Annotated in this window: 26 protein-coding genes and 2 pseudogenes; 9 read left to right on the forward strand and 19 right to left on the reverse strand. The window is 68.7% G+C overall.

The annotated features are described in order from the left end of the window. Nucleotides 1-295: 295 nt before the first annotated feature. From EJC51_RS00680 to EJC51_RS00690, 4 genes are read right to left on the reverse strand one after another with little or no spacing between them, the layout of a single operon-like run. Nucleotides 296-1,450: a 2,3-butanediol dehydrogenase gene (locus tag EJC51_RS00680; RefSeq protein WP_244362314.1), complete on the reverse strand. Its 1,155-nt coding sequence runs from the start codon at nt 1,448-1,450 to the stop codon at nt 296-298. After that, nucleotides 1,447-2,211, reverse strand: a complete 765-nt coding sequence (locus tag EJC51_RS48430) for an MFS transporter (protein ID WP_425276774.1) — start codon at nt 2,209-2,211, stop codon at nt 1,447-1,449. Before EJC51_RS48430 ends, EJC51_RS00680 begins: the two co-directional genes overlap by 4 nt. Then, on the reverse strand, nt 2,117-2,788 hold the full coding sequence (locus EJC51_RS48435) for an MFS transporter (RefSeq protein WP_244362317.1): 672 nt from the start codon (nt 2,786-2,788) through the stop codon (nt 2,117-2,119). Before EJC51_RS48435 ends, EJC51_RS48430 begins: the two co-directional genes overlap by 95 nt. Nucleotides 2,789-2,818: 30 nt before the next feature. Next, nucleotides 2,819-3,352: a 2,4'-dihydroxyacetophenone dioxygenase family protein gene (locus EJC51_RS00690; RefSeq protein ID WP_126269194.1), complete on the reverse strand. Its 534-nt coding sequence runs from the start codon at nt 3,350-3,352 to the stop codon at nt 2,819-2,821. A 327-nt stretch (nt 3,353-3,679) separates the two neighbouring features. Between EJC51_RS00690 and EJC51_RS00695 the strand changes: the two genes are divergently transcribed. Genes EJC51_RS00695 through EJC51_RS00715 form a run of 5 tightly spaced genes read left to right on the forward strand, consistent with a single transcriptional unit; the run spans nt 3,680 to nt 8,397 of the window. Next, nucleotides 3,680-4,609 carry an ABC transporter ATP-binding protein gene (locus EJC51_RS00695; protein ID WP_126269195.1) on the forward strand — a complete coding sequence of 310 codons (930 nt, stop codon included), beginning with the start codon at nt 3,680-3,682 and terminating at the stop codon, nt 4,607-4,609. Beyond that, nucleotides 4,609-5,442 (forward strand): ABC transporter permease subunit, encoded by an 834-nt coding sequence (locus EJC51_RS00700; RefSeq protein ID WP_126269196.1) that lies wholly within the window; start codon nt 4,609-4,611, stop codon nt 5,440-5,442. The genes EJC51_RS00695 and EJC51_RS00700 overlap by 1 nt, the downstream gene beginning before the upstream one ends. Before the next feature lie 25 nt (nt 5,443-5,467). Beyond that, nucleotides 5,468-6,778: a sensor histidine kinase gene (locus EJC51_RS00705; RefSeq protein ID WP_126269197.1), complete on the forward strand. Its 1,311-nt coding sequence runs from the start codon at nt 5,468-5,470 to the stop codon at nt 6,776-6,778. Continuing rightward, on the forward strand, nt 6,775-7,443 hold the full coding sequence (locus EJC51_RS00710) for a response regulator (protein WP_126269198.1): 669 nt from the start codon (nt 6,775-6,777) through the stop codon (nt 7,441-7,443). Before EJC51_RS00705 ends, EJC51_RS00710 begins: the two co-directional genes overlap by 4 nt. Before the next feature lie 57 nt (nt 7,444-7,500). Further along, the gene (locus EJC51_RS00715; RefSeq protein WP_126269199.1) at nt 7,501-8,397 is read left to right on the forward strand and encodes an IS982 family transposase; all 897 of its coding nucleotides are present in this window, start codon (nt 7,501-7,503) and stop codon (nt 8,395-8,397) included. 20 nt (nt 8,398-8,417) lie between these two features. Here the strand turns inward: EJC51_RS00715 and EJC51_RS00720 are convergent, their stop codons facing one another. The 7 genes from EJC51_RS00720 to EJC51_RS00750 form a co-directional block, all read right to left on the reverse strand. Continuing rightward, on the reverse strand, nt 8,418-9,410 hold the full coding sequence (locus EJC51_RS00720) for an IS481 family transposase (protein WP_126269200.1): 993 nt from the start codon (nt 9,408-9,410) through the stop codon (nt 8,418-8,420). A gap of 208 nt (nt 9,411-9,618) precedes the next feature. Then, a complete protein-coding gene (locus EJC51_RS00725) occupies nt 9,619-10,965 on the reverse strand; it encodes a family 43 glycosylhydrolase (RefSeq protein ID WP_244362320.1) in 1,347 nt (448 codons plus the stop codon). Between the two features lie 186 nt (nt 10,966-11,151). Next, nucleotides 11,152-13,761: an alpha-L-rhamnosidase gene (locus EJC51_RS00730; RefSeq protein WP_126269201.1), complete on the reverse strand. Its 2,610-nt coding sequence runs from the start codon at nt 13,759-13,761 to the stop codon at nt 11,152-11,154. Then, nucleotides 13,758-14,654: a carbohydrate ABC transporter permease gene (locus EJC51_RS00735; protein WP_126269202.1), complete on the reverse strand. Its 897-nt coding sequence runs from the start codon at nt 14,652-14,654 to the stop codon at nt 13,758-13,760. Before EJC51_RS00735 ends, EJC51_RS00730 begins: the two co-directional genes overlap by 4 nt. A 6-nt stretch (nt 14,655-14,660) precedes the next feature. Beyond that, on the reverse strand, nt 14,661-15,545 hold the full coding sequence (locus tag EJC51_RS00740) for a carbohydrate ABC transporter permease (RefSeq protein WP_126269203.1): 885 nt from the start codon (nt 15,543-15,545) through the stop codon (nt 14,661-14,663). 49 nt (nt 15,546-15,594) lie between these two features. Further along, nucleotides 15,595-16,896, reverse strand: coding sequence for an ABC transporter substrate-binding protein (locus tag EJC51_RS00745; protein ID WP_126269204.1), 1,302 nt, complete (start codon nt 16,894-16,896; stop codon nt 15,595-15,597). 304 nt (nt 16,897-17,200) lie between these two features. Then, entirely contained in the window at nt 17,201-18,199 is a 999-nt protein-coding gene (locus EJC51_RS00750; RefSeq protein ID WP_126269205.1) for a LacI family DNA-binding transcriptional regulator, read from the reverse strand. A 572-nt stretch (nt 18,200-18,771) separates the two neighbouring features. On the opposite strand from EJC51_RS00750, the pseudogene EJC51_RS49480 reads away from it, so the two are divergent. From EJC51_RS49480 to EJC51_RS00760, 3 genes and pseudogenes are all read left to right on the forward strand, one after another. Next, nucleotides 18,772-18,909: pseudogene (locus EJC51_RS49480) on the forward strand (IS5-like element IS4811 family transposase); the annotation flags it as partial. 53 nt (nt 18,910-18,962) lie between these two features. Continuing rightward, nucleotides 18,963-19,544 (forward strand): SMI1/KNR4 family protein, encoded by a 582-nt coding sequence (locus EJC51_RS00755; protein WP_207924949.1) that lies wholly within the window; start codon nt 18,963-18,965, stop codon nt 19,542-19,544. A 144-nt stretch (nt 19,545-19,688) separates the two neighbouring features. After that, a pseudogene (locus tag EJC51_RS00760) lies at nt 19,689-20,338 on the forward strand (transposase); the annotation flags it as partial. 50 nt (nt 20,339-20,388) lie between these two features. On the opposite strand, the gene EJC51_RS00765 reads toward EJC51_RS00760, so the two are convergent. From EJC51_RS00765 to EJC51_RS00795, 7 genes are all read right to left on the reverse strand, one after another. Next, on the reverse strand, nt 20,389-21,054 hold the full coding sequence (locus EJC51_RS00765; protein ID WP_126269207.1) for a class I SAM-dependent methyltransferase: 666 nt from the start codon (nt 21,052-21,054) through the stop codon (nt 20,389-20,391). A 185-nt stretch (nt 21,055-21,239) separates the two neighbouring features. Further along, nucleotides 21,240-21,944, reverse strand: coding sequence for a cation efflux transmembrane domain-containing protein (locus EJC51_RS00770; RefSeq protein WP_126269208.1), 705 nt, complete (start codon nt 21,942-21,944; stop codon nt 21,240-21,242). Further along, nucleotides 21,945-22,280 (reverse strand): ArsR/SmtB family transcription factor, encoded by a 336-nt coding sequence (locus EJC51_RS00775; protein ID WP_126269209.1) that lies wholly within the window; start codon nt 22,278-22,280, stop codon nt 21,945-21,947. A 666-nt stretch (nt 22,281-22,946) separates the two neighbouring features. Next, nucleotides 22,947-23,165 (reverse strand): hypothetical protein, encoded by a 219-nt coding sequence (locus tag EJC51_RS00780; protein WP_126269210.1) that lies wholly within the window; start codon nt 23,163-23,165, stop codon nt 22,947-22,949. Nucleotides 23,166-23,282: 117 nt separating this feature from the next. Continuing rightward, a complete protein-coding gene (locus EJC51_RS00785) occupies nt 23,283-24,065 on the reverse strand; it encodes a discoidin domain-containing protein (protein ID WP_126269211.1) in 783 nt (260 codons plus the stop codon). A gap of 35 nt (nt 24,066-24,100) precedes the next feature. Continuing rightward, nucleotides 24,101-24,919 carry a discoidin domain-containing protein gene (locus tag EJC51_RS00790; RefSeq protein WP_126269212.1) on the reverse strand — a complete coding sequence of 273 codons (819 nt, stop codon included), beginning with the start codon at nt 24,917-24,919 and terminating at the stop codon, nt 24,101-24,103. Further along, nucleotides 24,880-25,236, reverse strand: a complete 357-nt coding sequence (locus EJC51_RS00795; protein ID WP_126269213.1) for an IS3 family transposase — start codon at nt 25,234-25,236, stop codon at nt 24,880-24,882. Before EJC51_RS00795 ends, EJC51_RS00790 begins: the two co-directional genes overlap by 40 nt. Nucleotides 25,237-25,458: 222 nt before the next feature. Here EJC51_RS00795 and EJC51_RS00800 point away from each other — a divergent pair, with 222 nt between their 5' ends. Beyond that, the gene (locus EJC51_RS00800) at nt 25,459-26,004 is read left to right on the forward strand and encodes a plasmid pRiA4b ORF-3 family protein (protein ID WP_165951435.1); all 546 of its coding nucleotides are present in this window, start codon (nt 25,459-25,461) and stop codon (nt 26,002-26,004) included. Nucleotides 26,005-26,157: 153 nt separating this feature from the next. On the opposite strand, the gene EJC51_RS47560 is transcribed toward EJC51_RS00800, so the two are convergent. Then, nucleotides 26,158-26,487 carry a hypothetical protein gene (locus tag EJC51_RS47560; RefSeq protein ID WP_166682773.1) on the reverse strand — a complete coding sequence of 110 codons (330 nt, stop codon included), beginning with the start codon at nt 26,485-26,487 and terminating at the stop codon, nt 26,158-26,160. Nucleotides 26,488-26,498: the final 11 nt, after the last annotated feature.

A 26,498-nucleotide genomic window follows, 5' to 3' on the forward strand; every position in this document is an offset into this window, starting at 1 on the left:
GCCACGTCACGGTCGCGCCCACCATGGCGGGGGGCCGTCCGCGGTCGGTGAGAACGACGCCTGCCGACATGCCGAGGAGTGCATGGGCAGCCGTCGTCCTCCTCGTCGTCGCGAGGGGCGGCGGGTGTGTGCGAGGAGCAGACCACGGGGTGATCTCCGGCACCCGGTCGAGCCCGTCCCAGTGGGACCGCACGAGCAGACCGGGGCAGGAGCCCGTGGCGGCCGAGCCTGGCATCGACGCGTTCACGCGGGTGCCGTCCGTCGTGTGCTCGGCCGCCCGGGACCGGTTTCAGCCTCAGCACCTCCTCCGGCTGTCCGAGGTGGCAGGCGTCGCGGTTCCGGCTGATGCCGCGCAGGAGACGAGGCGGTCACGGCGTGCGGCGGGGTCGACAAGTATCTTGACCTGGTCCCCCGCACCGCGCATCAGTGTCTCGAAGCCCTGGGCGACCAGGCCTTCCAGGGCGATGGTCGAGGTGATGACCGGTGTCAGGTCCAGCCCCCGCTGCGCGACGAGCCGGATGAGTTCCGGATAGGTGTCGCGGTAGCCGACGCTCGCGACGATCGACTGCTCGTTGTTGACCAGCGCGAACGTGTCCAGGGACACCTCCGGGGCCAGGCCGACGAGGACGACCCGGCCGCCACGCCGGGTCGCGGCCAGACAGGTGCGCAGGGCGCTCTCGGAGCCCACCACCTCGAACGCGACATCCACGCCCTCGCCGCCGGTCAGCTCGCGGATGCGCTCCCCGGCGCCTCCCTCCAGGCCCGCGTCGATCAGATCGGTGGCGCCGAGACCGGCCGCGAGTTCCAGGCGAGCAGGCGCGACGTCGACGGCGACGATGCGCCGCACGTCGCGTTCCCGGGCGAGCCGGACGGTGAGCAGGCCGACCGGGCCCAGGCCGACCACCGTCACGGTCTCGGGGGTGGCCCCGGCACGCTGCAGCGCGTGCAGGGCGACCGAGGCCGGTTCGAAGAGCGCGGCCTGCTCCAGCGACACGTTCTCGGGAAGGCGGTGCGCCATGTAGGCGGGGATGGCGGCGTACTCGGCCATGCCTCCGTTCCCCATCAGTCCGGCGAACCCGAAGTGCCGGCAGATGTTGTACTCACCGGCCCGGCACCGTGCACACTCCCCGCACCGGTAGTTCGGTTCGACCGCCACCCGGTCACCGACCGTCAGGTGGGTCACCGACGCCCCGAGCGCCACCACCGTGCCGCAGAACTCGTGGCCGAGGACGAGCGGGGCTGTCGCACCTGAGCCCGGATGCGGCTCCGCTACGGGGATGGCGTGCGGGCCGTCGGCGTACTCGTGCAGGTCGCTGCCGCAGATGCCGCAGTAGGCGACCTCGATGAGTACCTCGCCGTGCCCGGGTGCGGGGACGTCCACCTCGGCTATGCGGACGTCCCTGGCTCCGTACCAGACAGCGGCCTGCATCCGCCGCGTGTCGGCGCTCATTCGGCCGCTCCCGCCACCACTGCGCCCGAGCCGACCACGGCCGCGGCCCGCTCGGCCCGTCGGCGCAGCACCCGCGGAGCGGTCTCCCGCAGGCCGAGAGAGAGCAGGACGACCACGACAGCTCCGCCGGCGGAGATGAACATCGCCGTCTGCAGGCCCCAGACGTCCGATGCGCGCCCGGCGATCACCGGGGCGAGGAAGCCGCCGGCCAACTCGCCCACTCCCATGACCAGCCCGAGTGCGGTGGCCAGCGCGCCACGGGGGACCGTCTCGGCGGGGATGGTGGCCATGAGCAGGGTGAAGCAGCCCAACCCGGTGTAGGTGAGCACGACGACCAGGCCCAGCACCACCGGATCGCTGACGTAGACCACCGCGAGCGGGCACAGGGCCGCTGTCGCCGAGAAGGCGATCATGGTCGGCTTGCGGCCGATGCGGTCGGAGACGGCCGGGGTGAGGAACCCCCACAGCACCCACCCCACCCCCAGACAGGTCATGACGCCGCTCATCGTGCTCGGGGAGAAGTCCTTGACGGTCAGCAGGTACGACGGGGTAAAGGTCACGATGACGATGAACCAGGTGAGGTAGCAGCATGCGGCCGCCATGCACAGGACGATGTTGCGATGTCCCAGAACCTCCCGCACCGACAGCTTGGGGCCGGCTGTCGTCTCAGGGATGACCTCGGCGGCGAGCTGGGCCGGGCCGCCGGGCGGTACTTCCCTGACCGACTTCGCGATCCAGACCGCGATGAGCAGACCTGGCACGATCGTCAGGAGCAGGGCAGTGCGCCAGCCGTGGAGCTCGGCGATCCACACCACCGCCAGGGGGGGCGAGGATCCCGCCCATCAGACCGGCCGACGAGCCCTGGAGCAGCCCCATGTTGAGCCCGCGCCGGCTGTCCCGGGACGCCTCCACCATCAGCGACTGGGCCAGCGGCAGCACGGCACCCTCCGCCATGCCCATCAGGGCCCTGGCGACGAGCAGACCCAGGAAGCCGGTCATCAGCCCGCCCGCCGCGGAGAAGCAGGAGAAGAGGACCACCGCGGCGATCAGAATCGGTTTGCGTCTGCCGAGCTTGTCCGACAGACGGCCGGCGACCAGCCCGGACAGTGCCCACGTGAGGGCCAGCACTCCGGACAAGGTGCCCAGTTCGGTGTTGGAGAGGTGGAAGTCCTCGGCGATGTACGGGGCGAGGAAGGGCAACGCCTGGCGGTCGAAGAAGACGAACCCGAAGGCCAGGAAGAGGATCAGCAGCAGCCGGTTCTCATAGCGGTGTGCTGCGCTGTCGGTGGCCGCGGACGCTTCTGCGTCGGGCCGCACACGAGTACGGATACGTGACATCGGAACCTCGTTCGGAGCGGCGGGACCGGGTCACCGGAAGAGCGAATTGACGTAGTCGGCACCGATGCCGACCTTGTCGTAGTGGTTCCTGCACAGCTCGATGTAGTCGTGGACATCGAAGTAGCCGGTGGTTCCGCCGTCCTCGTCCAGCCAGATCAACGGACCCTTGACGATGAAGAACGCCTTCATCGGCTCGTCGCTCTCGTAGGCGACCAGCGTGTGTCCCTCGCCCGGCGCCTCGTAGACGAAGTCACCGGCCCGCGCGGTCCACGGCCGCTCCAGGTAGCCCCACTTACCGGAGATCGTGTACGCGAACACCTCGTGCGGGTGGTAGTGCCGGTTGACGAGTCCGGCCTGCCTGGCGCAGAGGATGTCGGCCCATGAGTTGTCCTTGACGTTGATCCACAGCGGGCGTGAGCCGACGGTCTCGCTGAGCGGTGCGTAGTACCGGTCGTCGTCGGTGGCCACCTGGGACAGATAGACCTCCGGCTGCGCGTCGGGCTTCACCGCATCGGTGATCGGCTTGAGGCCCTTCCAGAATTCCGACCTGGCTTCCTCGGGCATGTTCGGCTCCTTTTCGTCGAGGTGGCCGACAGTGAACCCTCAGAGCCGTGGCCAGGTCTTTCCCGTGGCAGACATGGCGGATTGCCTGTTTGGGACATGCGCCCCGCCATGGCGGCGAGTGCGCGGCGGCGGGCCGGCTCCCCCGCCCACTCGCCGGCGTGTCATACCTGAGGCGTACCGGTGACCGACGACGAATGGCACCGCCGTACCACTCAGGCGCCCAAGTGCCCCCCGTGGTCCCAGGGCCCTGGCCGGCGGCGCTTCTAATGTCGACCGCACAGGCCGCGGACCTCGCCCGGCCCAGTCCCAGAGGAAAGGCCCGCACCCATGATCGAAGCGCACGAGCTGACCAAACGCTACGGCGACAAGACCGTCGTCGATGCGTTGAGTTTCGTCGTCAAGCCCGGCGAGGTCACCGGCTTCCTCGGGCCCAACGGTGCCGGCAAGTCCACGACGATGCGCATGGTCGTCGGCCTGGACACCCCCACCAGGGGCACGGTCACCGTCAACGGGACGTCCTACGCGAGGCACGCGGCACCGCTGCACGAGATCGGCACCCTGCTGGAGGCCAAGTCCGTGCACCCGGGCCGCAGCGCGTTCAACCATCTGATGACCCTTGCCCACACCCACGGCATCGCGCGCCGCCGAGTGGACGAGGTCATCGAGCTGGCCGGACTCGCCAGCGTGGCCGGCAAGCGCGTCGGCGCCTTCTCGCTCGGCATGGGCCAGCGACTGGGCATCGCCGCCGCACTCCTCGGCGACCCCGCGATCGTCATGCTCGACGAGCCGGTCAACGGCCTCGACCCCGAGGGCGTGCTCTGGGTGCGCAACCTGCTGCGCGACCTGGCCGACGAGGGCAGGGCGGTGATGCTGTCCTCGCACCTGATGAGCGAGACCGCGCTGATCGCCGACCACCTGGTGATCATCGGCCGTGGGCGGCTCCTCGCGGACACCACCGTCGACGACTTCACCCGGGAGGCGAGCGGCGGAGGCGTGAAGGTCGCCACCGCCGAGGCCGCCAGGCTGCGTTCACTGCTGGCGGGCCCGGGCGTGACGATCTCCTCCTCGTCCGCCGAGGAGCTTTTGGTCTCCGGGCGTGACGCCCGGGAGATCGGGCGGATCGCGGCCGAGCACGGGGTCGCGTTGTACGAACTCACCCCACAAGCCGTCTCGTTGGAGGCGGCGTTCATGGACCTGACCAGGGACGTCGTCGAGTACCAGAGCCACCCGGCCGAGACCGAGCGAAAGGCAGCCTGATGACGGTCACCGAACTCTCCCCCACCGGGACCCATTCCCGGGCCTACAAGGTCACCGGTCCGCGGGTGCTGCGCGCGGAGTGGGCCAAGTTCTGGTCGCTGCGCTCCAGTTGGATCACCCTCGCCGTCGCCGTGGTCCTGCTGGTCGCCCTCGGCGCGATCGCCTCCGCCACCTACAGCCCCGACGCGACCACGCAGAGCGGGCCGCCCGGCCCCCGCTCCGGCGAACAGGACGCGGTCAGCCTCGCCCTGCTCGGGGTGACCTTCGCGTCGCTGGCCGCCGGCGTGCTCGGTGTCCTGCTGTCGGCCGGCGAGTACACCACCGGCATGATCCGTTCCACTCTCACCGCCGTCCCTCGCCGGCTGCCGGTCCTGTGGTCCAAGTCCGCCGTGATCGGCCCCATCACCTTGGTCCTGACGACGCTCGCCGCCCTGGCCGCGTTCCAGTTGGGCACCCTGGGCCTGGACGGCGAGAGGATCGCCCTGTCCCTGGGCGGCGACGGTGTACTGCGCAGCCTGGCCGGAGCCGGCCTCTACCTCGCCTTGGTGGCTGTCGCGGGTGTCGCCCTGGGCATGTTGCTGCGCTCCAGCGCCGGCGCGATAGCGGTCCTGGTCGGCGTCCTGCTCATCCTCCCGGGCCTGGCCTCGCTGCTGCCCGACTCCGTCCACGACCACATCAACCCCTACTTCCCCAGCAACGCCGGCTCGGCGATGTACGCCCTGCACCAGTCCTCCGACGCCCTCTCCCCCGCCGCAGGACTCGCCGTCTTCGCCGGGTGGGTGGCCCTCGCCCACGCCGGAGCAGCCTGGCGGCTCCTCAAGAGCGACGCCTGAGCGGCGGTGCGAGACAGTGGGGATCATGAGACAGGCCCCCGCGACCACCGCCCGGGTGACGGCCACCGCGCCGTCCCCCGGGCTCGCCGATGTCTGGGCGCACCCGCTTCTGCGCTGCATACTGCAGGGTCAAAGCGTCCGACAACGGCTGGACCAGCGACATCCGTGGGTGCTCGACACCGCGGTCGTCCTCGCCGTCGCCCTGCTCAGCCTTCCCGACCTGCTCTCCTCCAGCCGCCACGGCCCTTTCGGGGACCCGACCGAGCACAGCCACTGGCCCGTCCCGGTACGGGTCGCCTTCACCGCCGCGCTCGTCGTACCCCTGTGGTGGCGCCGCAGGACCCCGGCCGTCACCTACGGGGTGATCTCCGCGGTGTTGCTTGCTCAGTGGTCGTTGGGCGTGTGGCAGCAGACCGGCATGGCCGCGCTCGTCGCCCTCTACAGCCTGGCCCTGCACGGCTCACTGCGCGTGCTCGCCTGGGGCGCCGCGCTCACCGCGGCCGAACTGGTCCTGGCGGTTGGACTGCTGGCCCCCGTCAAGCACCCGCTCCTCGGCCTCTTCTTCCTGATGGGCACGACGACGGCGGCCATCGCCATCGGCCTGACGTTGCGGATCCGCCGCCTCTACCTGGCCGCTCTGGAGGACCGGGCCACGCGCCTGGAGATCGAACAGGACCAGCGTGTCAGGCTCACCACCGCCGCCGAACGCACCCGCATCACCCGCGAGATGCACGACATCATCGGCCACAACCTGTCCGTCATGGTCAGCGTGGCCGACGGCGCCGCCGCCCTCGCCACCAACCGCGGCGAGACCACCGCCGACGCCCTGCGGATTCTCGCCGACACCGGTCGCCAGGCGATGAGCGAACTCCGGCGGGTCCTCGGCGTGCTGCGCGAGGACCAGGACGACGAACGGCTGCTCGGCCCACAGCCACGCGTCCATGACCTGGACCCGCTGCTGACGCGGGTGCGCGCCGCGGGGCTGCCCGTGACCTACCGGACGACGGGCGATCTCGACGCCCTCGGCAGCGGTGTTCAGCTCACCGTGTACCGCATCGTCCAGGAAGCCCTCACCAACTCCCTCAAGCACGCCGGCCCGGGCGCCACGGCCGACGTCACCGTCAACAGGGACAGCGCCACCGTGCACGTCAAGGTCACCGACAGCGGCACAGCCGCCGCCGGGGCGCGGTCCGGCGACGCCGGACACGGTCTCGTCGGTATCCGCGAGCGGGCCGCCATGTACGGCGGCACCGTCTCCGTCGGCTCTCCCGCCGCCGGCCACGGCTGGGTCGTCGACGTCGTCCTCCACGTACCTGCAGGAGATCATCAGCCATGACCACCGTCCTCATCGCCGACGACCAGCCCCTGCAACGCATGGGCGTGCGCATGCTGTTGGAGGGCACTGCCGGCCTGACCCCCGTCGGCGAAGCCGCACACGGTGCCGAGGCCGTCCGCATGGCGGCCGAACTCCGCCCCGATGTCGTCCTCATGGACATCCGCATGCCCGGCATGGACGGCATCGAGGCGACCCGCCGGATCGTCGCCGCGGGCGGCCGCACCCGCGTCCTCATCGTCACCACCTTCGACCTCGACGAGTACGCCTACGACGGCCTGCGCGCCGGAGCCGGCGGCTTCCTGCTCAAGGACGCCCGCCCCGAAGAGCTCGTCGCCGGCATCCACGCCGTCGCCACCGGCGACGCGGTCGTCGCCCCCCGCCTCACCCGCCGCCTTCTGGACGCCTACACGCACCACGTACTGGCTCCCGCAGATACCGCCCCCGCCGAGGACCCCCGCCTGAAGGCTCTCACCGACCGGGAACGTGAAGTCCTCGTCGCCATCGGCCAGGGCTGGACCAACGCGGAGATCGCCCAGCGCCTCGTCCTGACTGAATCCACCGTCAAAAAGCACGTCGGCCGCGTCCTCGCCAAGATCGGCGCACGCGACCGCATCCAGGCCGTCATCACGGCGTACGACACCGGGCTGGTCAGCGCGAAGTCCTAGACGAGTAGTTCCGATTACGGGGTTCTCAGACGTAGGGAGGGTGTCCAACATCGGGTTGTGACGACCGATTTAGACACCCTCTTGACGGCACTGTACGTGCATGTCGATGACCGTTTGAAGACCCCGCGATGGCGCGGGCGTCCGCCGCGCCTGACTGATGCCGAGTTGGTGACCCTGGCGGTGGCCCAGGCCGTGCTGGGCTTCCACTGCGAGGCCCGCTGGCTGCGCTTCGCCCACGCCCACCTGCACGGGATGTTCCCCTGCCTGCCCCAGCGGCCCGCCTACAACAAACGGCTGCGAGCTGCTCTGCCCCTGGTCAAGCGGGCCATCCGGTCGCTGGCCGCAGACAGCGACCTGTGGCTGGACGATGTGTGGATCGTGGACTCCACGCCCGTTGAGTGCGCCCGCTCCCGCGAGACCGTCAAACGCTCCGATCTGGCCGGCTGGGCCAACTACGGTTACTGCCGCTCCCACTCTCGGTTCTACTGGGGCCTGAAGCTGCACCTGGTGTGCACGCCGGCTGGCCTGCCCGTCACCTGGACCCTGGCCGACCCGAAGATCGACGAGCGGCAGGTCCTGGCCGCCCTGATCGACAACGAACCCGAACTGTCCGTCGCCCGGCCGGGCCTGCTGATCCTGGCCGACAAGGGCTACATCGCCGCCGAACTCGACCGCTTCCTCGCCGCCCGCGGCATCAGTCTGCTGCGCCCCTCTTATCGCAATCGCGGCACCCCACAGCCCGCAGAAGCCCTGCTCAAGACCGTGCGGCAGCTGATCGAGTCAGTCAACGACACCCTCAAAGGCCAACTCGACCTCGAACAACACGGCGGCCGCACCGTCGAAGGCGTCGGTGTCCGAGTGGCTCAGCGGATCCTCGCGATGACCTGCGCGATCTGGCACAACCGCACCATCGGCGCACCCATCACCAGGTCACTGATCGCCTACGACCACTGAGCCACATCGGAACTACTCGTCTAGGTGTACTGCCCAGGGATGTTGGTCAACCTGGTGATGGGTGGTTTGCCGCCGGTCGCGGTGTGGGGGCGGTGGTGATTGTAGTGATGGAGCCAGGCCGGCAGGGCTTTGCGGCGGGCTGACTCGCTGGCGTAGAAGCGTCCCAGGGCCCAGCCGTCGGCGAGGGTGCGGTGGAAGCGTTCGACCTTGCCGTTCGTCTGCGGCCGGTAGGGCCGGGTCTTCTTCGGCGTGATCCCGAGCTCGGCGCAGGCCCGGGACCAGTGCCGGGAGCGGTAGGCCGAGCCGTTGTCGGTGAGGACCCGCTCGATGCTCACCCCACGGGCGGCGAACCAGTTGACCGCCCGGTGCAGGACACCGACCGCGGTGGCGGCTGTCTCGTCGTCGCAGATCTCGGCGTAGGCGACGCGGGAGTGGTCGTCGACGACGGTGTGGACGAACGCGGTCCCGAGCAGGGGGCCTCGGTACTTGTTGCGGGGCCGGTCGGGTGTTGCGGCACGGTTTGTGCGGCCCTGGACGCGTCCGACGTAGCGCCAGCCGCCTCCGTCGGGCACGTTGCCGAGTTTCTTGACGTCGATGTGGAGCATCGCGCCGGGGTGATCGTGTTCATAGCGGCGGACCGGCTCGCCGGTGACGCGGTCGATGTGGGACAGCCGGTTGATCCGGCACCGGGTCAGGACCGCGTGGACGGTCGAGGCGGGCATGCCCAGCCGTCCGGCGATCTGGACCGGGCCCAGCCGCTGCTTCCAGCGCAGGTGCACGATCCGGCGGACCTGCGGGTGCGGAGTTCGTGCGGGACTGCGGTGAGGCCGTGAGGACCGGTCGAGCATCGCGGCCTCACCGGCCTCGGCGTAACGGTCAGCCCACCTCTTGGCGGTGGGCCAGGACACGTCATAGCGCTCGGCTGCACGGGCGATGGGCCACCCGTCATCAACGATCAGACGCGCCAGGCGCAGACGGGCACGAGGCGTCAAAGCAGCGTTAGCGTGAGACACGAAGGCCTCCTGGTTGGCGGAGCGGTTCCTCGACAGCTCCACTCCACAACCGGAGGCCTTCACCCGTCACGCGATTCAGACGGTGTCAGAGCACAAACTCGACCAACCTGCCTGAGCAGTACACCTAGCACAGCCGTCGGGGCGCCGACGGCTGTTGCCGGCAGCGCCCCGACGACCATGGGGGAATGTGCAAAACGAGGTGTACGTCTCAGACGACCATCCACTGCTGGTTGGTGGAGCCGGCGACGCACGTCGCCTGGTCCAGAGCGGCGCCGTTGGTGGTCGATGCCCCGGCCACCTCAAGGCACTTGCCGCTGTTGGCGTTGGAGAAGGTGACGTAGCCGCCGATCACGGCCTGTCTCGTCCACAGCTGATTCGCGGACGCGGTGCAGGTGGACTGGACGGCGACCGCGCCGTCCGCGGTGGCGGCACCGGAGATCTGCAGGCACTTACCGCTGTTGACGTTGACCAGTTCGTAGTGGGAGCCGACGGCGGTAGGCACCCACTGCTGATTGGTTCCGGAGTTGCAGTTGCCGGAGTTGACCGCCGCCCCGTCCGCTGTGCTGAGGTACCAGACGTCGGCGCACTTGGCGCTGTTGCGGTTCATCAGGTGGTTGTTCGGGGCACCGAGTGGACTGGCGATGACGGGCCAGCCGTTCGCGAAGGTCACCTGGCGGATGTCGAGGGTTTCCTGCCCGGAGTTGTCTCCGTCGTAGTAGTGGTAGGCGAGGAACTTGGAGGTGCCGTCGTCGTAGGCATCGGCACCGCCTGCGGCCACCTTGGGATAGGCGCCGGTGAGGACGGTGGTTCCGCCGCCGGAGGCCATGTCGGTGCCGTTCTGGTCGAGGTAGGGACCGGTGATGCTGGTGGAGCGGCCGACCACCGTGTAGTAGGTGCTGTTGACCCCGCTGCAGCACAGGCCCTTGGAGCCGAAGAGGTAGTAGTAGCCGCCGTTGAGGATGATCGTCGGGTTCTCGATGCCGACGGCGATGTGCCAGAGGTTGTTGTCGGTGGTGGAGAGCTTGCCGGTGGACTGGTCCAGGACGTGCATGTAGGTGCCGCTGCCGGTCCAGGAGCCCCAGGAGATGTAGAGCCGGCCGTCGGGACCCCAGTCGACGTTGGGGTCGATCGGGTAGTTGACGTCCGTGACCATGCCCTGGTCGGTCCACGGGCCCTCGATGTTCGTGGCCGTGGCGACGCCCATCACCGCGTAGTTCGAGCCCCAGAGCGAACCGGCGTAGTACAGGTGGTAGCTGCCGTTGAAGTACTTGATGTCCGGGGCCCAGATGTTCGGCGGGGTCGAGCCGAGCTTGGCGGTGATCCAGGAGGGGGTCGACGACCACACGTTGCCGACCTTGGTCCAGCCCGTCGCCGCGGTGCCGGTACAGGTCTTCCGGATGGTGATGGAGCCGCTGGGGTTGAGCGGATCGTTCTCGAAGCCGGTGGAGAAGCCGTAGTAGCAGCTGCCTACTTTGATGACGCTCGGGTCGTGCATACGGATGTCACCGCTGAGGGCTTGCGCGGGTGATGCGGTGACCAGGCCGAGAACGGTCATGAGGGCGACCATTATCGTGGCGAGGACAGGGCGCCCGTGCGCTCTGCGCATCCCTGGGGCGTGCTCTCCTGTGTGATGGTCGGTCACGCGATACTCCTTTGTGTCGCTGTAGTGATGGCACCGACGTGCGGTCTGCTTGGCCCTTTGAGACGCGATGAGCCGGTCAGTCGCGTTCCCGGACGGCCGTCACCCACCGGTGGAGCCGGCCGCCGGTCGCGAAGAAGTGGTGGTTCCGGCCGCCAAGGCGGTCACCGTCCCGTCAGGCCACTCGATGCGCCCGGTCGCGCCGGTGGGCACCGTCGTCTCCACGGTGAGCTCCGTCTCCGCGAGCTCCCATCGGATCGCCACGCGGCCGTACGGCGACTCGTGGGTGGCGCTCGCCCAGGTGATGCCGCCACCCGGCCGTGGGCGGAAGACGACCTCGCGATAGCCGGGTGCGCTCGCGTCGAGCCCGGCGACCGTGGTGTGCAGCCACTGGGCGACGGCGCCGAGGGCGTAGTGGTTGAACGACGTCATCTCGCCCGGGTTGACGGTGCCGTCGGGGAGCATGCTGTCCCAGCGCTCCCAGACGGTGGTGGCGTCGTGCTTGAGCGCGTAGAGCCATGAGGGGCATTCCTGCTGGAGGAGCATGGCGTACGCACTGTGGTGGTGGCCGGTTGCGCTCAGCGCGGGTGCCACCAGCGGTGTTCCGACGAAACCGGTCTGGATGGTGTGCCCGCCCGCGGCCACCAGTTCGGCCAGACGTCGGCCGGCGGAGGCCCGGGCCGCCGCATTCGGAAGGAGGTCGAACTGGAGGGCGACGGCATACGCGGTCTGCGTGTCGCTGGTCATCAGGCCGTCCGGACGGACGTATTCATCGCCGAACGCCTGCCGGACACGATCCGCGAGCTGCTGGTAGCGGCGGCGTTCGTCCCCACGCCCCAGGACAGCGGCCATCCAGGCAACATGCCGCAGGGACCATGCGTAGTACGCCGTGGCGATGAGGTGGCGGTCGGTACGACCGGCGCCGGGGTCGTCCGGGGGCGCGAACGGGTCGAGCCAGTCGCCGAGCTGGTACCCGCGGTTCCACAGACCCGACGCGTCGGCGAGGGCGGTGACGAGATCGACCCATCGCCGTGCACTGTCGTACTGAGCGGCGAGGAGACCGGTGTCGCCGGAAGCCCGGTACAGATCCCACGGCGTCAGCGCCACGACATCGCCCCAGCCGGCGCCCGGCCGGGCCGGCGTCCACTGCTCACCGCCCGGTATCTCGGGGACGTACCAGGGGACCGTCCCGTCGTCGTGCTGTTCCACGGCCACGTCGCGCAGCCAGGACGTGAGCATGCCGTGGCAGTCGTACAGGAACGCCGCGGTGGGGGCGAAGATCTGGATGTCACCGGTCCAACCGAGCCGCTCATCACGCTGCGGGCAGTCGGTGGGGATGTCCACGAAGTTGCCGCGCAGGCTCCACACCACGTTCTGGTGCAGGCGGTTGACCTGGTCGTTGGAGCATTCGAACCAGCCGGTCCGTGCCATGTCGGTGTGATAGACGCGGGCGACGATGGCACGCCCAGGGAAGCCGCCTCCGCGCCAGCCGGTGATCTCCGCGTACCGGAATCCATGGAGGGTGAACCGCGGCTCCCAGGTCTCGGGGCCGCCGCCGCGCAAGGTGTAACGGTCCGTGGACGCGGCGCCGCGGAGGGGGCGCACGCACAGTTCGCCGTCCTGGAGCACTTCCGCGTGGCGGATGACGAGCGTGTGCCCCGCCGGGCCGGAGACCGTGATACGGACCCGGCCGACGAGATTCTGCCCGAAGTCCACCAGGAGCCGGTCGGCGTCCAGGGCGGTCACCAGCACCGGCGCGATCTCCTCGGTGCAGCGCACCGGCGGGCCGGTGGGAGCGACCAGGGTCGCCGGGTCTCGTGCCACGATGTCCACCAACGACCAGTCGCCGTCGTCGAATCCGGGGCTCGACCAGCCGGGCCGTTCCTGCCGGGCGTCGAACGTCTCACCATCGAGCAGTCCGGAGGAGAGGATCGGCCCCCGGCTGGCCCTCCAGGACGGGTCGCTCGCGACGACGGTGACCGTCCCGTCTCGGTGGACGACCTCCAACTGGGCCAGGAGCGCGACCCGGTCGCCGTAGAGATCGGCATGGCCGCCGCCGAAACCGAGGCGTCCCCGGTACCAGCCGTCGGCCAGCCAGGCGCCGATCGCGTTGGCCCCGGCGTTCAGGTGGTCGGTGACGTCGTGGGTCTGGTAGCGCAGCCGGTGGTGGTAGCTGGTCCATCCGGGGGCGAGCGCGTGGTCGCCGACCCGGCGGCCGTTGATCTCGATCTCGTACAGGCCATGGGCGGTGACGTACAGACGGGCGCGCTCCACGTCCCCGCGGATGGTGAACTCCTTGCGCAGCAGGGGTGGACGGCGCTCAGCGCTCGGCGGTCGCGATCCATCCGGCTCGTGCGGCGAGATCGCGCGGGCCGTCCAGTCCGTCGGCGCGAGCAGTCCCGTCTCTATGCGCAGGGGCGGACTCCAGTCGCCGGCGACCTGGTCGGCCCCGCGCACCCGCACCCGCACCTCGCACATTTCCCGGGGCGCCAGTGGCTGCAGCGGCCAGGGGACGAGTACGGAGTCCTGGGAGATCACCCAGTCCGAACGGTGCCTCCCGTCGGAGCGGACGGCTTCGACCTGGTAAGCGTGCTGTCTCCAACCGGTGGTCGCCGTGGTCTTCCAGGAGATCCGGGGCGCGGCTTCCCCGATGCCGAACGGTTCCCGGTGGTGCTCCGCCGCTACATCGGCCACCGTCGGTATCCCCGTCATCCCTTCACCGCCCCGGCGGTCAGCCCCTTGATGATGCGCTGGTTGATCAGCAGGTACAGCACCAGGGCGCCTACGACGTTGATGCTGATCGCGGCGAACAGCGGTCCGTAAGCCGTCTCCCCGTACTGGCCGGTGAAGTTGAGCAACCCCACCTGAATGGTCCGCAGTTCGTCGTCCGTGGTGAAGGTCAGCGAGACGAGCAGGTCGTTCCAGATGAAGAAGAACTGCACCAGCGCGACCGTGAGGACCGCGTTGCGCACGACCGGGAACCCGATCCGCCAGAAGGCGGTGAGCATGCCGGCCCCGTCGAGGGTTGCGGCCTCGAACATTTCGCGAGGCACTGCCCGGAAGTAGGTGGCCATCATGAAGACGGTCAGAGGCAGACCGACCGCGGTGTAGGTGATGATCAGCGGCCACATCGTTCCGGACAGCCCGGACTGGAAGTACACCCGGAACAGGGGCAGCAGGATCATCTGGCTCGGCACCATGATCCCCACCAGGAAGACCAGGAGGACCTGGTGGCGGCCACGCCAGATCATGACTTCGAGGGCGAAGCCCGCCGCGGTGCCGAGCACGATGGTGAGCGCGAGGGAGGGGACCGAGGCCAGGAGGCTGTTGCGGATGTACAGGCCAACATGGCCAGTCGTCCAGGCGTCGGCGTAGTTGTTCAGGTCCCACCTCCCGGGCAAGGACCAGGCGGGGTCGTTGACGAACTCCGACTGGGTCTTGAAGGAACTGATCAGCAACCACGCCAGAGGCGCCAGCTCGACGGCGACCAACAGGGCGACGAGCAGGTTGCGTATCAGCCGCCGGGCATACCGGGGCCTTCGAACGGTGGCCGGCGGCAGGCTGGGCAGGAGCTTCCGCGGCGGTGCCGTCATGGTGTCGGTCATGGAGGTTCAGCCCTTGGTCAGGTCGCGGCGCGAGAAGCGGAAGATGACGAGCGTGACGCCGAGGCAGACGACGGTGAGCAGCGAGGCGATGGTGCTGCCGTAGCCGTAGTCGCCGTAGGAGAACGCGGTGCGGAACATGTAGAGCGTCAGCGGCGTCGTGTCGCTGCCCGGTCCGCCGTTGGTCAGTGCGAGAACCGAGTCGAACACCTTGAGCGTGCCGTTGATGCTGAACACGACCGACGACAGCAGCACCGGCGCGGACAGCGGGAGCACGATGTGCCGGATCAGCCGCCAGCCGGTGGCGCCGTCCAGCCGCGCCGACTCGAGCGTCTCGTCGGGGATGTCGACCAGTCCGGCGAAGATCAGGACGCCGTAGAAGCCCATGGAGCGCCACACGTCCATGACGACGAGCACGACGAACGAGCCGCCGGCGCTCGCGAACCAGTCCCCGTGGTGCAGACCGAGCCCATCGAGGGCGGCGTTGGCGAGGCCGTTCTGCGGTGCGACGGCGAACAGCTTCTGGAACATCAGGGCCACGGCGACCGTCGGCAGGATGACCGGGAAGAACACCAGCGTGCGCACCACGGCGGAGGACTTGCGCAGGACGAACACGTAGAGCAGAGCGAGCAGGTATCCGCAGAGGACCTGACCGATACTCACGGCGATCGCGTACTTGAAGGTGAACCACAGGGCCGAGTGCGCCTGCGAGTCATGCCACAGCTTCTCGAAGTTGCCGAACCCCCCGAAGGTGAAGCCTTCGATGACGTTGCCCTTGAAGAAGGTGTAGCCGAGGGACCAGCCCATCGGCACCAGCATCACCAGTGTGTACACCAGCAGCGCCGGGCCCAGCAGGACGGCAAGGGCACGGCGGTCTCCCAGAACTGAACGCATGACGGCTCTCTCACGAAGGGTTCGGTGCGGATGGCGGCGACGCGCGGGGTCAGCCGTTGTCGAGGTCGGTCTGGATCTTCTGCATGAAGTCCTTGGCCGACAGGGAGCCGGTGACGAGGGGCGCGGCGTTCGTCTGGCTGGTCTCCGTGGCCTTCGTGTTGAACAGCGCCTCGAACCACAGGATGCTGGTCGTGGTCTTGCTGATGGTGTCCTGGACCGTCTGCGTGAGCGGGGGCAGGCTGCCGGTGTCGCCGTGGGGCTTGAAGCCTGAGACGGTGCCCTGGTCCTTGAGGGAAGCGGCGCCGTAGTTCTTGGTGATGCAGGACAGCCAGTCGCCGACCTTGGCGTCGTAGGACTTGGCGGAGACGGCGACGGGGAGACCGACGTTGGCCGGGATCTGGTCCGCGCTGCCCTTGCCGCCGGCGACGGTCGGGAACGACATGAAGCCGACGTTGTCCGCGCCGATCGTGTTCTTGGTCTTGTCGTTGAAGTCGCCGAGCGCCCAACTGCCCATGTAGAACATGGCAGCCTTGCCGGTGAGGAACTGCTGGGTCGCGGTGTCGTAGTCGATCGAACCGACGCCCTTGCCGAAGTAGCCGGCCTTGCCCAGGTCGGCGATGGCCTGCGCGGCCTTCACGTACGGAGGGTCGGTCAGTCTGGCCTTGCCGTCCGCCACCGCCTGCAGGGCGTCCGGGCCCAGTTCACGGTAGAGGTAGCCGCTGACGAGGCGGGTCAGGGGCCAGCCGTCCTTGCCGTCAGCCGCGAACGGGGTGATGCCGGCGCCCTTGAACTTGGCTGCCGCTGCGACCAGTTGGTCGTAGGTCGCCGGGGTGGTGAGGTGATGGTCGGCGAAGAGCTTCTTGTTGTACCAAATACCCTCGATGTTGAACTGGTAGGGCATGACATTGAACTTGCCGTACAGGTTCTCCACGGTCTTGATCGCCGCGGGCTGGAGGTCGTCCCACACGCCGAGGTCCTTCAGCGTCTTCTCCAGGTCCAGCACCTGGCCGGCCTTGTCCAGGGTCTTGGTGAGCTGCGGGGTGCCACCCGCCGCGAACTGCACCGGCAGGGCGTTCTGCCCGGCGAGAAGCTGGACCTTCTGGTCGACGTTGCCGATCGGGAGCGTCTGGATCTTCAGCGGCAGCGCCTTGTTCTGGGCCGCGCACGTGCCCTTGCTCAGGGCGGTGAGCTCCTCCTGCACGATGTGGTTGTCGTCGTTGATGGTGAGGCTGAAGGCCTTGGCGTCGCCGCCCCCGACCGTGCCCCCGCCGCCGCAGGCGCTCAGGAGCAGGCTCGAGGTGGCGGCAGCCGCCAGGACGGCGATACGGCGGGTTCTGAGGATCTTGTGCACAGGTGCTCCTCGGCGCACAGGGCGTTGAAACGCTTCAATAGGGAGTAGCCGGGAACCTACGACCCCCCTCTCCGTGTGTCAAGGAGCTGTCACGGATGTTTCCGAACCGTGTTTGGGCGTTCCGGAAGGCCCGCCCGAGGCCAGCACTCCCCGCACGAGACGAGAAGACAGGCGGCTACCGCAGGGTTTCGCGATGCAAGAGGCCGTGCGAGAAAGGCGGATCCGGAAGACCCCCGCAACCTGAGGTGCCCAGAAGGCCACGGCGACCGGCGGACGCGCGGCCCCTCCGGCGAGCAGGGCTGGATCAGAGCGGCGCGCTTGCGCGGACGATCAGCTCCGGTTCCAGCACGACAGTGGCATGGCGATGCCGCTTGCCCGCGGACACCTCGTCCATGAGCAGCCGGATGGCCTCCTGACCCATCATCCGGCCCGGCATGTCCACGGCGGTCAGCGGCACGGCCGCGGCACCGGCCGCGCGGTTGTTCTCGCAGCCGACGACCGCGACCCGCTCGGGCACCCGGATCCCTGCCACGGTGTGCAGTTCATGGATGATGGCGTTGGCCAGCTCATCGGTGACGACGATCAGACCGTCCGGCACATCGCGGGAGGTCCGCCGCGCGAGATCCCGCCCGACCGCATGCCCGTGCGAGGCGGTCAGGCCGACGCTGTCGATCTCCTCGAGCGTGACGCCGCCGCCCGCCTCCTCGACCGCCGCACGTACACCCCGGCGCCGGTCACGTACGGGCTGGTAATCGTCGTGTGCGACCACAAAAGCCAGCCGCGTGCGGCCGGTGTCGATGAGATGACGGGCCGCCAGATAACCCACATGCTCGTTGTTGACCAGCACGGAACAGCAGGTCCCCGGCCTGGGAGCGTAGTTGAGCAAGACGACCTGACGCCCGTGCGAACGGATCCGGGCGATGCCGACCGTGGAGTCCTCCATCGGAGCCAGCAGCACGCCGGTGACCCTGGACTCGTCGAACAGGTCCAGGTAGTCGTCCTGGAGCTTCATGTCGCACGCCGTGTTGGCCAGGAGCAAATGCTGGCCGGCCGCGCGGGCGGCCTCCTGCGCACCGTGCGCCATGTCGATGAACAGGGAGTTCTCGATATCGGCGAGCACCATGCCGACGCTCTTGGTCGAGCCGGACACCAACGACCGCGCGGCGTCGTTACGCACGAATCCCAGTCGACTGATCGCCTCCCGGACTCGCTCCGCCGTCGCCGGGCTCACCTTCGCCGGATGGTTCAGCACATTGGAGACGGTTCCCAGCGATACCCCTGCGGCATCGGCAACGTCCTGCATGCTCGGACCGGCATGCCGCTGCACTGCTCGCGGACGGGCGGTAGTCACAGCGCTCCTCGACCTCGGTCTTCGATCCGTCCCAGGACCGCACAGCCCCCAGCGAGCAGGCCGTCACGGACAATCGGCAGAATACATGACGCGCGTTGAAACGCTCCAAGATCGACGTGAGCTGGCTCCCCCGAGCACGCCGCGCTGCGACCTGATAACAGCAGGCCACAGGCTGAGGTGCACACGCGTTCAGGACGCGCATCGCCGCCCTGCCCTTGACTGCTCACCTGAAGAGTGCCAGGCTCTCGACATCCGCCTGATTGAAGCGCATCAATTCCTGGATCTCGCGCGGCACGGCTCCGCAGGCGGCAGCCGCCCGGCAGCTCGCACCGGATATTGCCTATGACCCGCGGCCCCCGTCGAAGGAACGCACCGCGGCGGTACGGCGGCGTCCCGCTCATAAGTGCCGCGCTCGGGCACAGGCGGGTCGGCGGACAGGGGCCGGGTCCGACCCCGGTGACTGCGCCCCCTTGCGTACCCATGCCTCCTGACCTGGAGTCGAGTGGGCTGGGCTCGGGGAGGGCCGCCACGCCCGGGACTACGAACGTCTTCCCCAGCACAGCGCAGCCCACCTGAACTGGGCACTCATCACCCTCATGGGCAGGCGACCGACCCGGAAAGAGCCCGCCCCCGGCTGGACGAGGAAACCTGCGCCGACAGCGTGAACACGCGGTGAGAGCCGAGCATGTCAGTACCAACTGGCAGGATCCGCCGCATGACTTCCTCAATACCTGAGTCCTGGACCCGCATCGAGACGTGGCTCGCGAACAACGCGCCGCGCACGTTCGCCGAACTGGCGCCCCCCGCCGAGCGCGCGACGATCGCGAGGGCAGAAGAGGCCATCGGCCTGGCCTTCCCCCCTTCGCTGACAGAGTCACTCCTTCGCCATGACGGCACAGCGGACGGCGTCCTGTTACCACCGTTTTGGATGATGCTGAGCACGCGGCACATCGTCGACGCCTGGACGAGTCGGACCGACATCCACGGCCCGGAACGGCCAGATGCCGAGACGGGCGATCCCGAGCGCGAGTACGGGCCATGGTGGCACCGTCAATGGATCCCGTTCGCCACAAACGGCGCCGGCGACCACCTGGTGGTCGATCAGCGTCCGACACGCCAGCGCGGACGGATCGGAGCTGCTGACCACGAGGTTGGCTGCCACTTCAAAACACACCCGATGTGGACCTCTCTGCCACAGCTACTTGACATGACGGCCACGGCAATCGAGACCGGCGGTCTTCTGGACTGCTACGAACGAGTCGTCATCGATGAGCGAGAGTTGACTTGGGAGTTTTGACCGGACGCTGAGCAAGTTCAAGAGCACTCATCTCTTTCAGAGCGGCCTCTGATCGGGTGACGGGCGAGTGTCCCGCAACGCACGAGGCTCCTGTGCCGTTGAGAGAGGCGTTCGACGTCTCAACTCATCAGCGCAGGAGCCTCGTTGGTTCCCTATCCTGCCTCACTCGACCTACCTCACGCCCTGGTCGAGTGGGTCACCATGCTCATCGTCACCCGTGAGGGTGACCGCCGCTGCAAGCTCCCGCCCCATCAGCGTGCTCTCGTCGCCTTGATCTACCTTCGCCGGCACGACACGCTCACGCAGATCGCCGCCGGCTTCGGCATATCTGTCGGCACCGCCCACGCCTACGTCACCACCGTCGTCGGCCACCTTGCCCGGTGGGCGCCCGGCCTGCTGCGGGCCCTGCGGGAAGCCGGGCCGACCTCTCCCAAAAAAACCGACGTCACGGCGTGAACATGCAGGTCATCGCCGATCCCGCGGGCAGGCTGCTGCGGATCTCGCCTGCACTCCCGGGCCGCACCCACGACCTGACCGCCGCCCGTACCCACCGCATCATCAGGATCCGCGAACGCCAAGGCGTGCCTGTACTCGCCGACCGGGCTTACATCGGGCCCAGCTCCTGGGTGACCACGCCGATCAGACGGCTCCCGCACCAAGAGCTCAACCCGACACAGCGGACAATCAACCGGGCCCAATCAGCGGCACGAGCACCGGTCTAATGAAGCATCGCGAGACCGTAGTCCTGGCGAATCTTCCGTCGGGCCCGCTGCAGCCCCAACCGCATGACGGTGAGCTTTCGAACTCGCCCGAGCACCAGCAGCGCGGCGTGCGGCCGTGGCGGTCACCGGGGACGCGTCTGGGTGACACGCCACAGGCGGCGGGGCAGTTCGCCCTCCTCGAAGGCGTGGACTTCGTCGAGCGTCCAGCCGTCGGCGAGGGAGTCGACGAGGTGACGGGGGAAGAAGTGCACGGCGAAGCCGCCGTGTTCATAGATGTCGTCGCCGTGCGCGGTGCCGTCGCCGTAGTGGGTGTCGCCGGTGTGGCGGACCGTGTAGACGAAGACCCCGCCCGGGCGCAGGACACGGCGCACTTCACCGACGGCCCCGTGAATCTCCTTCGTGGACAAGGCCATGCACAGCAGCATGTGCGCGAAGATGGCATCCACGGAGGCGTCGGGAAGCGGCAGCGGTTCGCGGACGTCGTGCACCGCGGTGGTGACGCGCTCGGCGACCTCCTGCGTGCGGGCGGCCTCCTTGAGCTGTTCCAGGCCGGTGTCGCTGAAATCGGTGGCCTGGACGGCGAAGCCTTCGCGGGCGAAGTACAGGGCATCACGGCCGTGGCCGGCGCCGAGTTCCAGCACGTCTCGAGCCCCGTGGGCGTGGAACACCGCGGCGGCGTGAACAGCCGCGGCGGAGGGCGCCTGGCCGTACATGCCGGGGTGGGCGGCGTAGGTGTGCTGCCAATGGTCCTGCTGGGTGGAGGCGAGATCGCCGTCGTCTCGGTGCATGGCCTCTCCCGCCGAAGCTCCTGCTGGGGTCTGTGTCTGTCGCCGCCACAGATCCTTCCACGCCAGGCCGGTGGGCTCAGGCGACGGGCCCGGCAGGGCATGACACGGGCAGCGAGTGGCGCCGGGATTCCGCTCGGCCGGCAAGGAGGCGAGAGCTGCGTGCCACGGTGGTCCGGCACGCTGGGTCAGCAGCAGGTGCAGCCAGGCTCGCAGCCGCAGGCGACAGCCGCTGTGACGGTGTGCGGGAGCGGGCCCGAGGGGACACAGCAGCCCTTGCCCTGCCAGGCGTCACGGCCTTCCTTGACCGCGATGGCGGCGATCACGAGGGCGGCGATGGGGTCGGCCCAAGACCAGCCGAACAGCAGGTTCGCCAACAGTCCCACCAGCAGCACGACGGACAGGTAGGTGCACAGCAGGGTCTGTTTGGAGTCGGCGACCGCGCTGGCGGAGCCGAGTTCCCGGCCGGCGCGGCGCTGGGCGGCGGACAGCAACGGCATGACCGCCAGGGACAGGGCGGCGAGCACGATGCCGGGCATCGAGTGTCCGGCTTCGCCGGTTCCCATCAGCGCGCGGACGGAGTCGACCGTGACATACGCGGCGAGGGCGAAGAAGGAGGCTGCGATGATCCGCAGCGTGCGCTGTTCCCGGGCCTGCCGGGTGGCGTGGTCGCGGGCGGAGAACTGCCAGGCGACGGCTGCGGCGGAGGAGACCTCGATGACGGAGTCAAGGCCGAAGCCGATCAGCGCGGTGGACGAGGCGAGGGTGCCCGCCGTGAGAGCGACGATCGCCTCGATGACGTTGTAGGTGATGGTCGCGGCGACCAGCAGGCGTATTTGGCAGGTCAGTGCTTCGCGGCGGACCGGGCTGGGGCCGAGGGATGTCGCGGTCATTCAGCAGCAGCCCTTCTCGTCGGCGTCCGGGCAGGTGCGGTCGGCCGCGACGGCGACGACGACGGTGCGCAGGACGTCCAGGGCATGTCCGAGGCGTTCGTCGACGAGCTCGTAGCGGGTACGGCGGCCGTCGGGGACAGCGACGACGAGGCCGCAGTCACGCAGGCAGGCCAGATGGTTGGACAGCCGGCTGCGGGAGACACCGATCCGGTCGGCCAGGTCGGCGGGGTGAGCCGGGGCATCCCGCAGAGCCAGCAGCAGTTGGCAGCGGATCGGGTCAGCGAGGGCACGGCCGAAGCGCGCGAGCACCTCGACCTCAGGAGCGAGAGTCAGCACATCACCACAGTACAGATATTCATGAATTCAGGTACTCCTGAATCCTTAGACTTGTGCGGAGCGGTTGACTCATGGGCCCCCGGCGCCGGGCCGGACAGGTCGAGTACCGCGAGATTGCGCTCGACACCGGCGATGGGCAGGCCGAACAGGTCACAGAGGCGCCGCCGGTCGCCGGTGGCGAGGACCTCGTCGACGATGCGGTCCTCGCGCAGGGCTCGCGCCGAAACGCCCAGAAGGCTCGCGGCCCAGACGTTGGCGGCCGGGCCGGGCCGGTGTGCGTAGCGGTCAGCACGTTGATGAACAGGTGCGGGTTGACGGTGCGCGGCCAGCCCCTCGCGCGCAGATCCAGAGAGGCGTAGAGCCGGTTCGTACAGGTTCGGCGAGCGAGGTGACCCGCTTGCCGAGGTGCAGCCGGCCGCCGTACAGGCCGGTGAGCAGCAGCGCTGTCATGTCTGACCAGCGACAGGCCCCGTCCCCCGACCCGGACGGCGAGGCCCCCGACCGCGCCCTGACCCTCGCCGTGCTGCGCCAGCTGGTCCGCAAGGACTGGAAGGGCCTGCCCCCAAGACCCGCTCGTCGCGCTGCCCCGGGACGCGGAGGGGAACCTGTTCGCGCCGTTCGCCAGCGCGCGACATGCCCAGCAGTACGTGCACAACACGCCCAGGGTCAGCGGTCAACCTTCACGTAGTCGGTGGAGAGGCGTCCGTAGCGGTCGGTCCAGATGACGCCCTCGACATAACCAGGGCCTACCCACGTGGGCCACGTGTGGTAGTAGGTGTGTCCTGCCGTCATCGAGATATTCGGTGAGACGTGGTCGTCCTCCCCAGGAGCCTGCCAGGCGAGATGGCCGTAGACGGCCGGCCCGCCCGTCTTTGTATAGATCACCTGGATGGCGCCCTGTTGGTTGACGGGCGTAACCGCGATGCACAGACGCCCGTTGCTGAGGTCCTTGCACTTGTCGACCGCATGCGCAGGGCTGACCCCAAGGGAGAAGGCTCAGGGTCAGCTATAGACGGTCAATTCTGCAATTGACCACCAGTTACTCGCGACATTGGCCGTGTTGACAATCCTGACGTAGCGGGCCGTCTGGGTCGAGAAGGAGATCAGCTCGACTCGCTGGCCTTCCTCTATGGAAGAGACCTTGGTCCAGTCGGTTCCGTTCGTGGAGACGTAGACGTCCGCGCTTCGCGCGTAGTCGCCGGTGTTGCTGCCGACATCCAGCAGGATCTTGTCGAACGTCTGGGGCTGCTGCATGTCGACCTGGATCCAGAGACCGTCGTACTGGCCCCTTCCGGAGCTGTACCGGGTGCCGGGATCGCCGTCCAGCATATTGGCGGGACCGTCGTCGTACGGGCTTGTGTCGGAGGTCGTAGCGGTCCAGCCCGTGCGCGACAGCGCGGGGCCCAGCTCTATGACGTCGAACGGAGCTCCACCCGCGTCCGCTCCGCCGGCGCCGTTCACCGAGACCTTGTACGTCCCTGCTGGAAGGCTGCTCGGCACGTACGCGCTGATACTCGTGTCCGACCAGCTGGCGACTTCAGCGAAGAGCTTGCCGAAACGCACGGTACCCAGCCCCTGCGCGTCGCCGAAGTGAGCACCGCTGATCGTGAACTTGGCGCGCGGTACGCCTTGCTTCGGCTTCAGGCTTCCGAAGACCGGTGCGGGGAAGCTCGACAGCTTCTGCGTGGTGAACATCGCCGACGTTCCGCTCGGCAGGGTGTAGGTGTACGAGCCGTCGACGGACACCGGGAAGCTCCGGCTGCCGGCGGTGCCGTTGAACGCCACGGTGACCTGCTCCCCCTCCGGACTGGTCCAGGTCTTCAGCTGAAGGCCCTTGGGCACCGCTGTCGGAGCTGCGATCGAGCCGGTCCACCCGAGGATCCGTAGACGTTGATTTCGGCGATGCTCCACCAGAAACCGGATGCCGCGACGCACACGATGCGAATGTACCGAGCCGTCCGGGTCGGCAACGTGACGGCTGTCTTCCCTATGTTCCCGCTGCCGTTCGCAACCGCGCCGCCCCAGTCGGCCCCGTCGTCCGAGACGTATATCTGGTACTTGGTGACGTAGTCGAAGGAGTTGCTTTCCCCGGTGGCGAAGACGATCTTGTTGAAGCTCGTCGGGCTTCCCAGATCGACCTGGAACCAGGCGCCGCTGGTTGTCCCCTGACCGAGATTCCACCGGCTGTTGATGTCGCCGTCGAGCGCGTTCGAGGCAGCACCCCAGTCCGGGCTCGACGAGGCCGTGGCGGTCCACTTGCCACGGCTCAGTGACGTTCCGGGCGTCTTGATGGACGCTCCGATCGGCAGGGAGTACGTGAGCAGCTTGCTTCCGGTGCGGACGGCGTTGTGGTACTGCAGGAGTGCCGGGTCGTACGTGACCGTCATCGGCCCCAGCCACGACTTGAACGTGAAGTCATGGGTCGGGTCGAAGACATTGGTCGCCGCGGGGGTCCCGCCGCTGCGCACGCCCGCGTAGGTGAACGTGACGGCGTCGCCGGCGTTCAGGGTGTAGTCGAAGGACTGCGTCCCGTCCGCCGCGCTGAAGTTCTTCGCGGCGCTACCGGAGTTGTACGCGATGAGGACCTTCGAGCCGGTGGTCAGCGCCGCGGTGGGCGAGGCGTCGATGGACCAACCCACCGCGCGTCGCGAGAAGGTGTCCAGGACGACCGCGCAGTACACCTTGCCCTCAAAGGTTGGTGCTCGGTGATGTCGACGACCCGCAACTGGTCCCGGGCGTGGCGGGTGAGGTTCCGCTCCACCAGGTCGGCGACGGAGGCGGTGCCGTGCTTGGTGCGGGCGCGCCGGTTGCCGGGCAGGCCGGCGCGCTGCTTCAGCAGCTCCACGGTGCCGTGGCTGACATGGATGCTCAGGCCCGGGCGGAGCTCGGCGTGCACCCGGCGGGTGCCGTAGGTTCCGCGGGATGCGGCGTGGATGCCCACGATGGCCTCGGTCAGTCAGGCGTGCTCGACCAGGCGGTTCGACGGCGGCCGGTGTTGCCAAGCGTGATACCCGGACTCTGTGACATGCAGCACCGGGCAGGCCAGCTGCACCGGCAGCAGCTGTGTCGGCGGCCAGTAGGAACTCCCCACGTATGGCCAGCTCGATTCCCCAACTTACAGTCACACTCAGTAGCCTCGGTCCTGGCTCGGAGACCTGGCGTATGAGGGGTTGTGATCGTGGCACGTACCTGGCTGTCCATCCGGGTGGAGTTGGTCTCCGGGCATGGTGCGGACCTGTGGCCTCGCCCCGGCCGTGTCTTCGCCGCCGCACGCTCGCACTCCTTCGCCCAGTTCGCGGCAGCCATCGATCTCGCCTTCGGCCGCTGGGACTTGGCCCACCTGCACCTCTTCACTTTGTCCGATGGTGCTCGGGTCAGCCCCCTGGACTGGTGGGACGGCGAGGCCCCGGACGGCACCGTGGACGGCCATGCCATCAAGTTGAGCAGGCTGCAGGCCGGCGAGCAGTTCGCGTATGTCTTCGACATGGGCGACGACTGGGCCCATCTGTGCACGGTGGCGGAGAGGCGTATCGATCCCCTCGACGAACTCGGTGAGGCGCCCGACCGCCCGGTTCCCTACTGGGGCTGGGGCAGCCTCCCGGACCAGCACGCACGCCGCTGGGACGGGGACGACGGGGAGTCGCCGATGCCGAAGCGCCCAGCCCGCGGGCTCAGCGACCTGCCTCCGATCCTGCCGTGGTGGGGTGAGCGCCGCCGAGGGTGATCTCACGTTGCGTACACGAAGTGGCCGCCAGTGGGGAATCGAAGTGGCCACGGTGGGGAGATGCAGTGGCCGCGAGCGGGGAAAACGAACTGGCCGCTGACAAGCTGCTCACGGGCCATCACGCGGATGGCTTCGAAATGCCTTTGGGGGAGGTCACCGCACCGAGCAGTTCGGCAGCCCGGCGGCGGACGGCCAACTCGGCCTCCAGCCAACCTTGCGGCAGAGCTCGGGCGGATGGCTGCGGGGCATCAGGGCCTCCGAAGGCTGCTGGATCGTCAGTCGTCCAGCAACCCGAGCCATCAGACCCGGGACAAGCCAGTCTGGCGGCAGCTGAACCGGCAGGGCCAGAGAGTTGCCCGCCGCACGGGCGAGCGTCTGATGCGCGAGATCGGCATCGCCGACGCCGTCCACGGCAGGAAGGTCGTCGCCGCCATGCCGGACCCGACGGCGGGTCGGGCAGCTCCCTTCGCCTTCGTCGAGCATGCGGCGTTCCC

Origin of the sequence: Streptomyces aquilus (genome assembly GCF_003955715.1) — a bacterium.
GTDB classification, from domain to species: Bacteria; Actinomycetota; Actinomycetes; order Streptomycetales; family Streptomycetaceae; genus Streptomyces; species Streptomyces aquilus.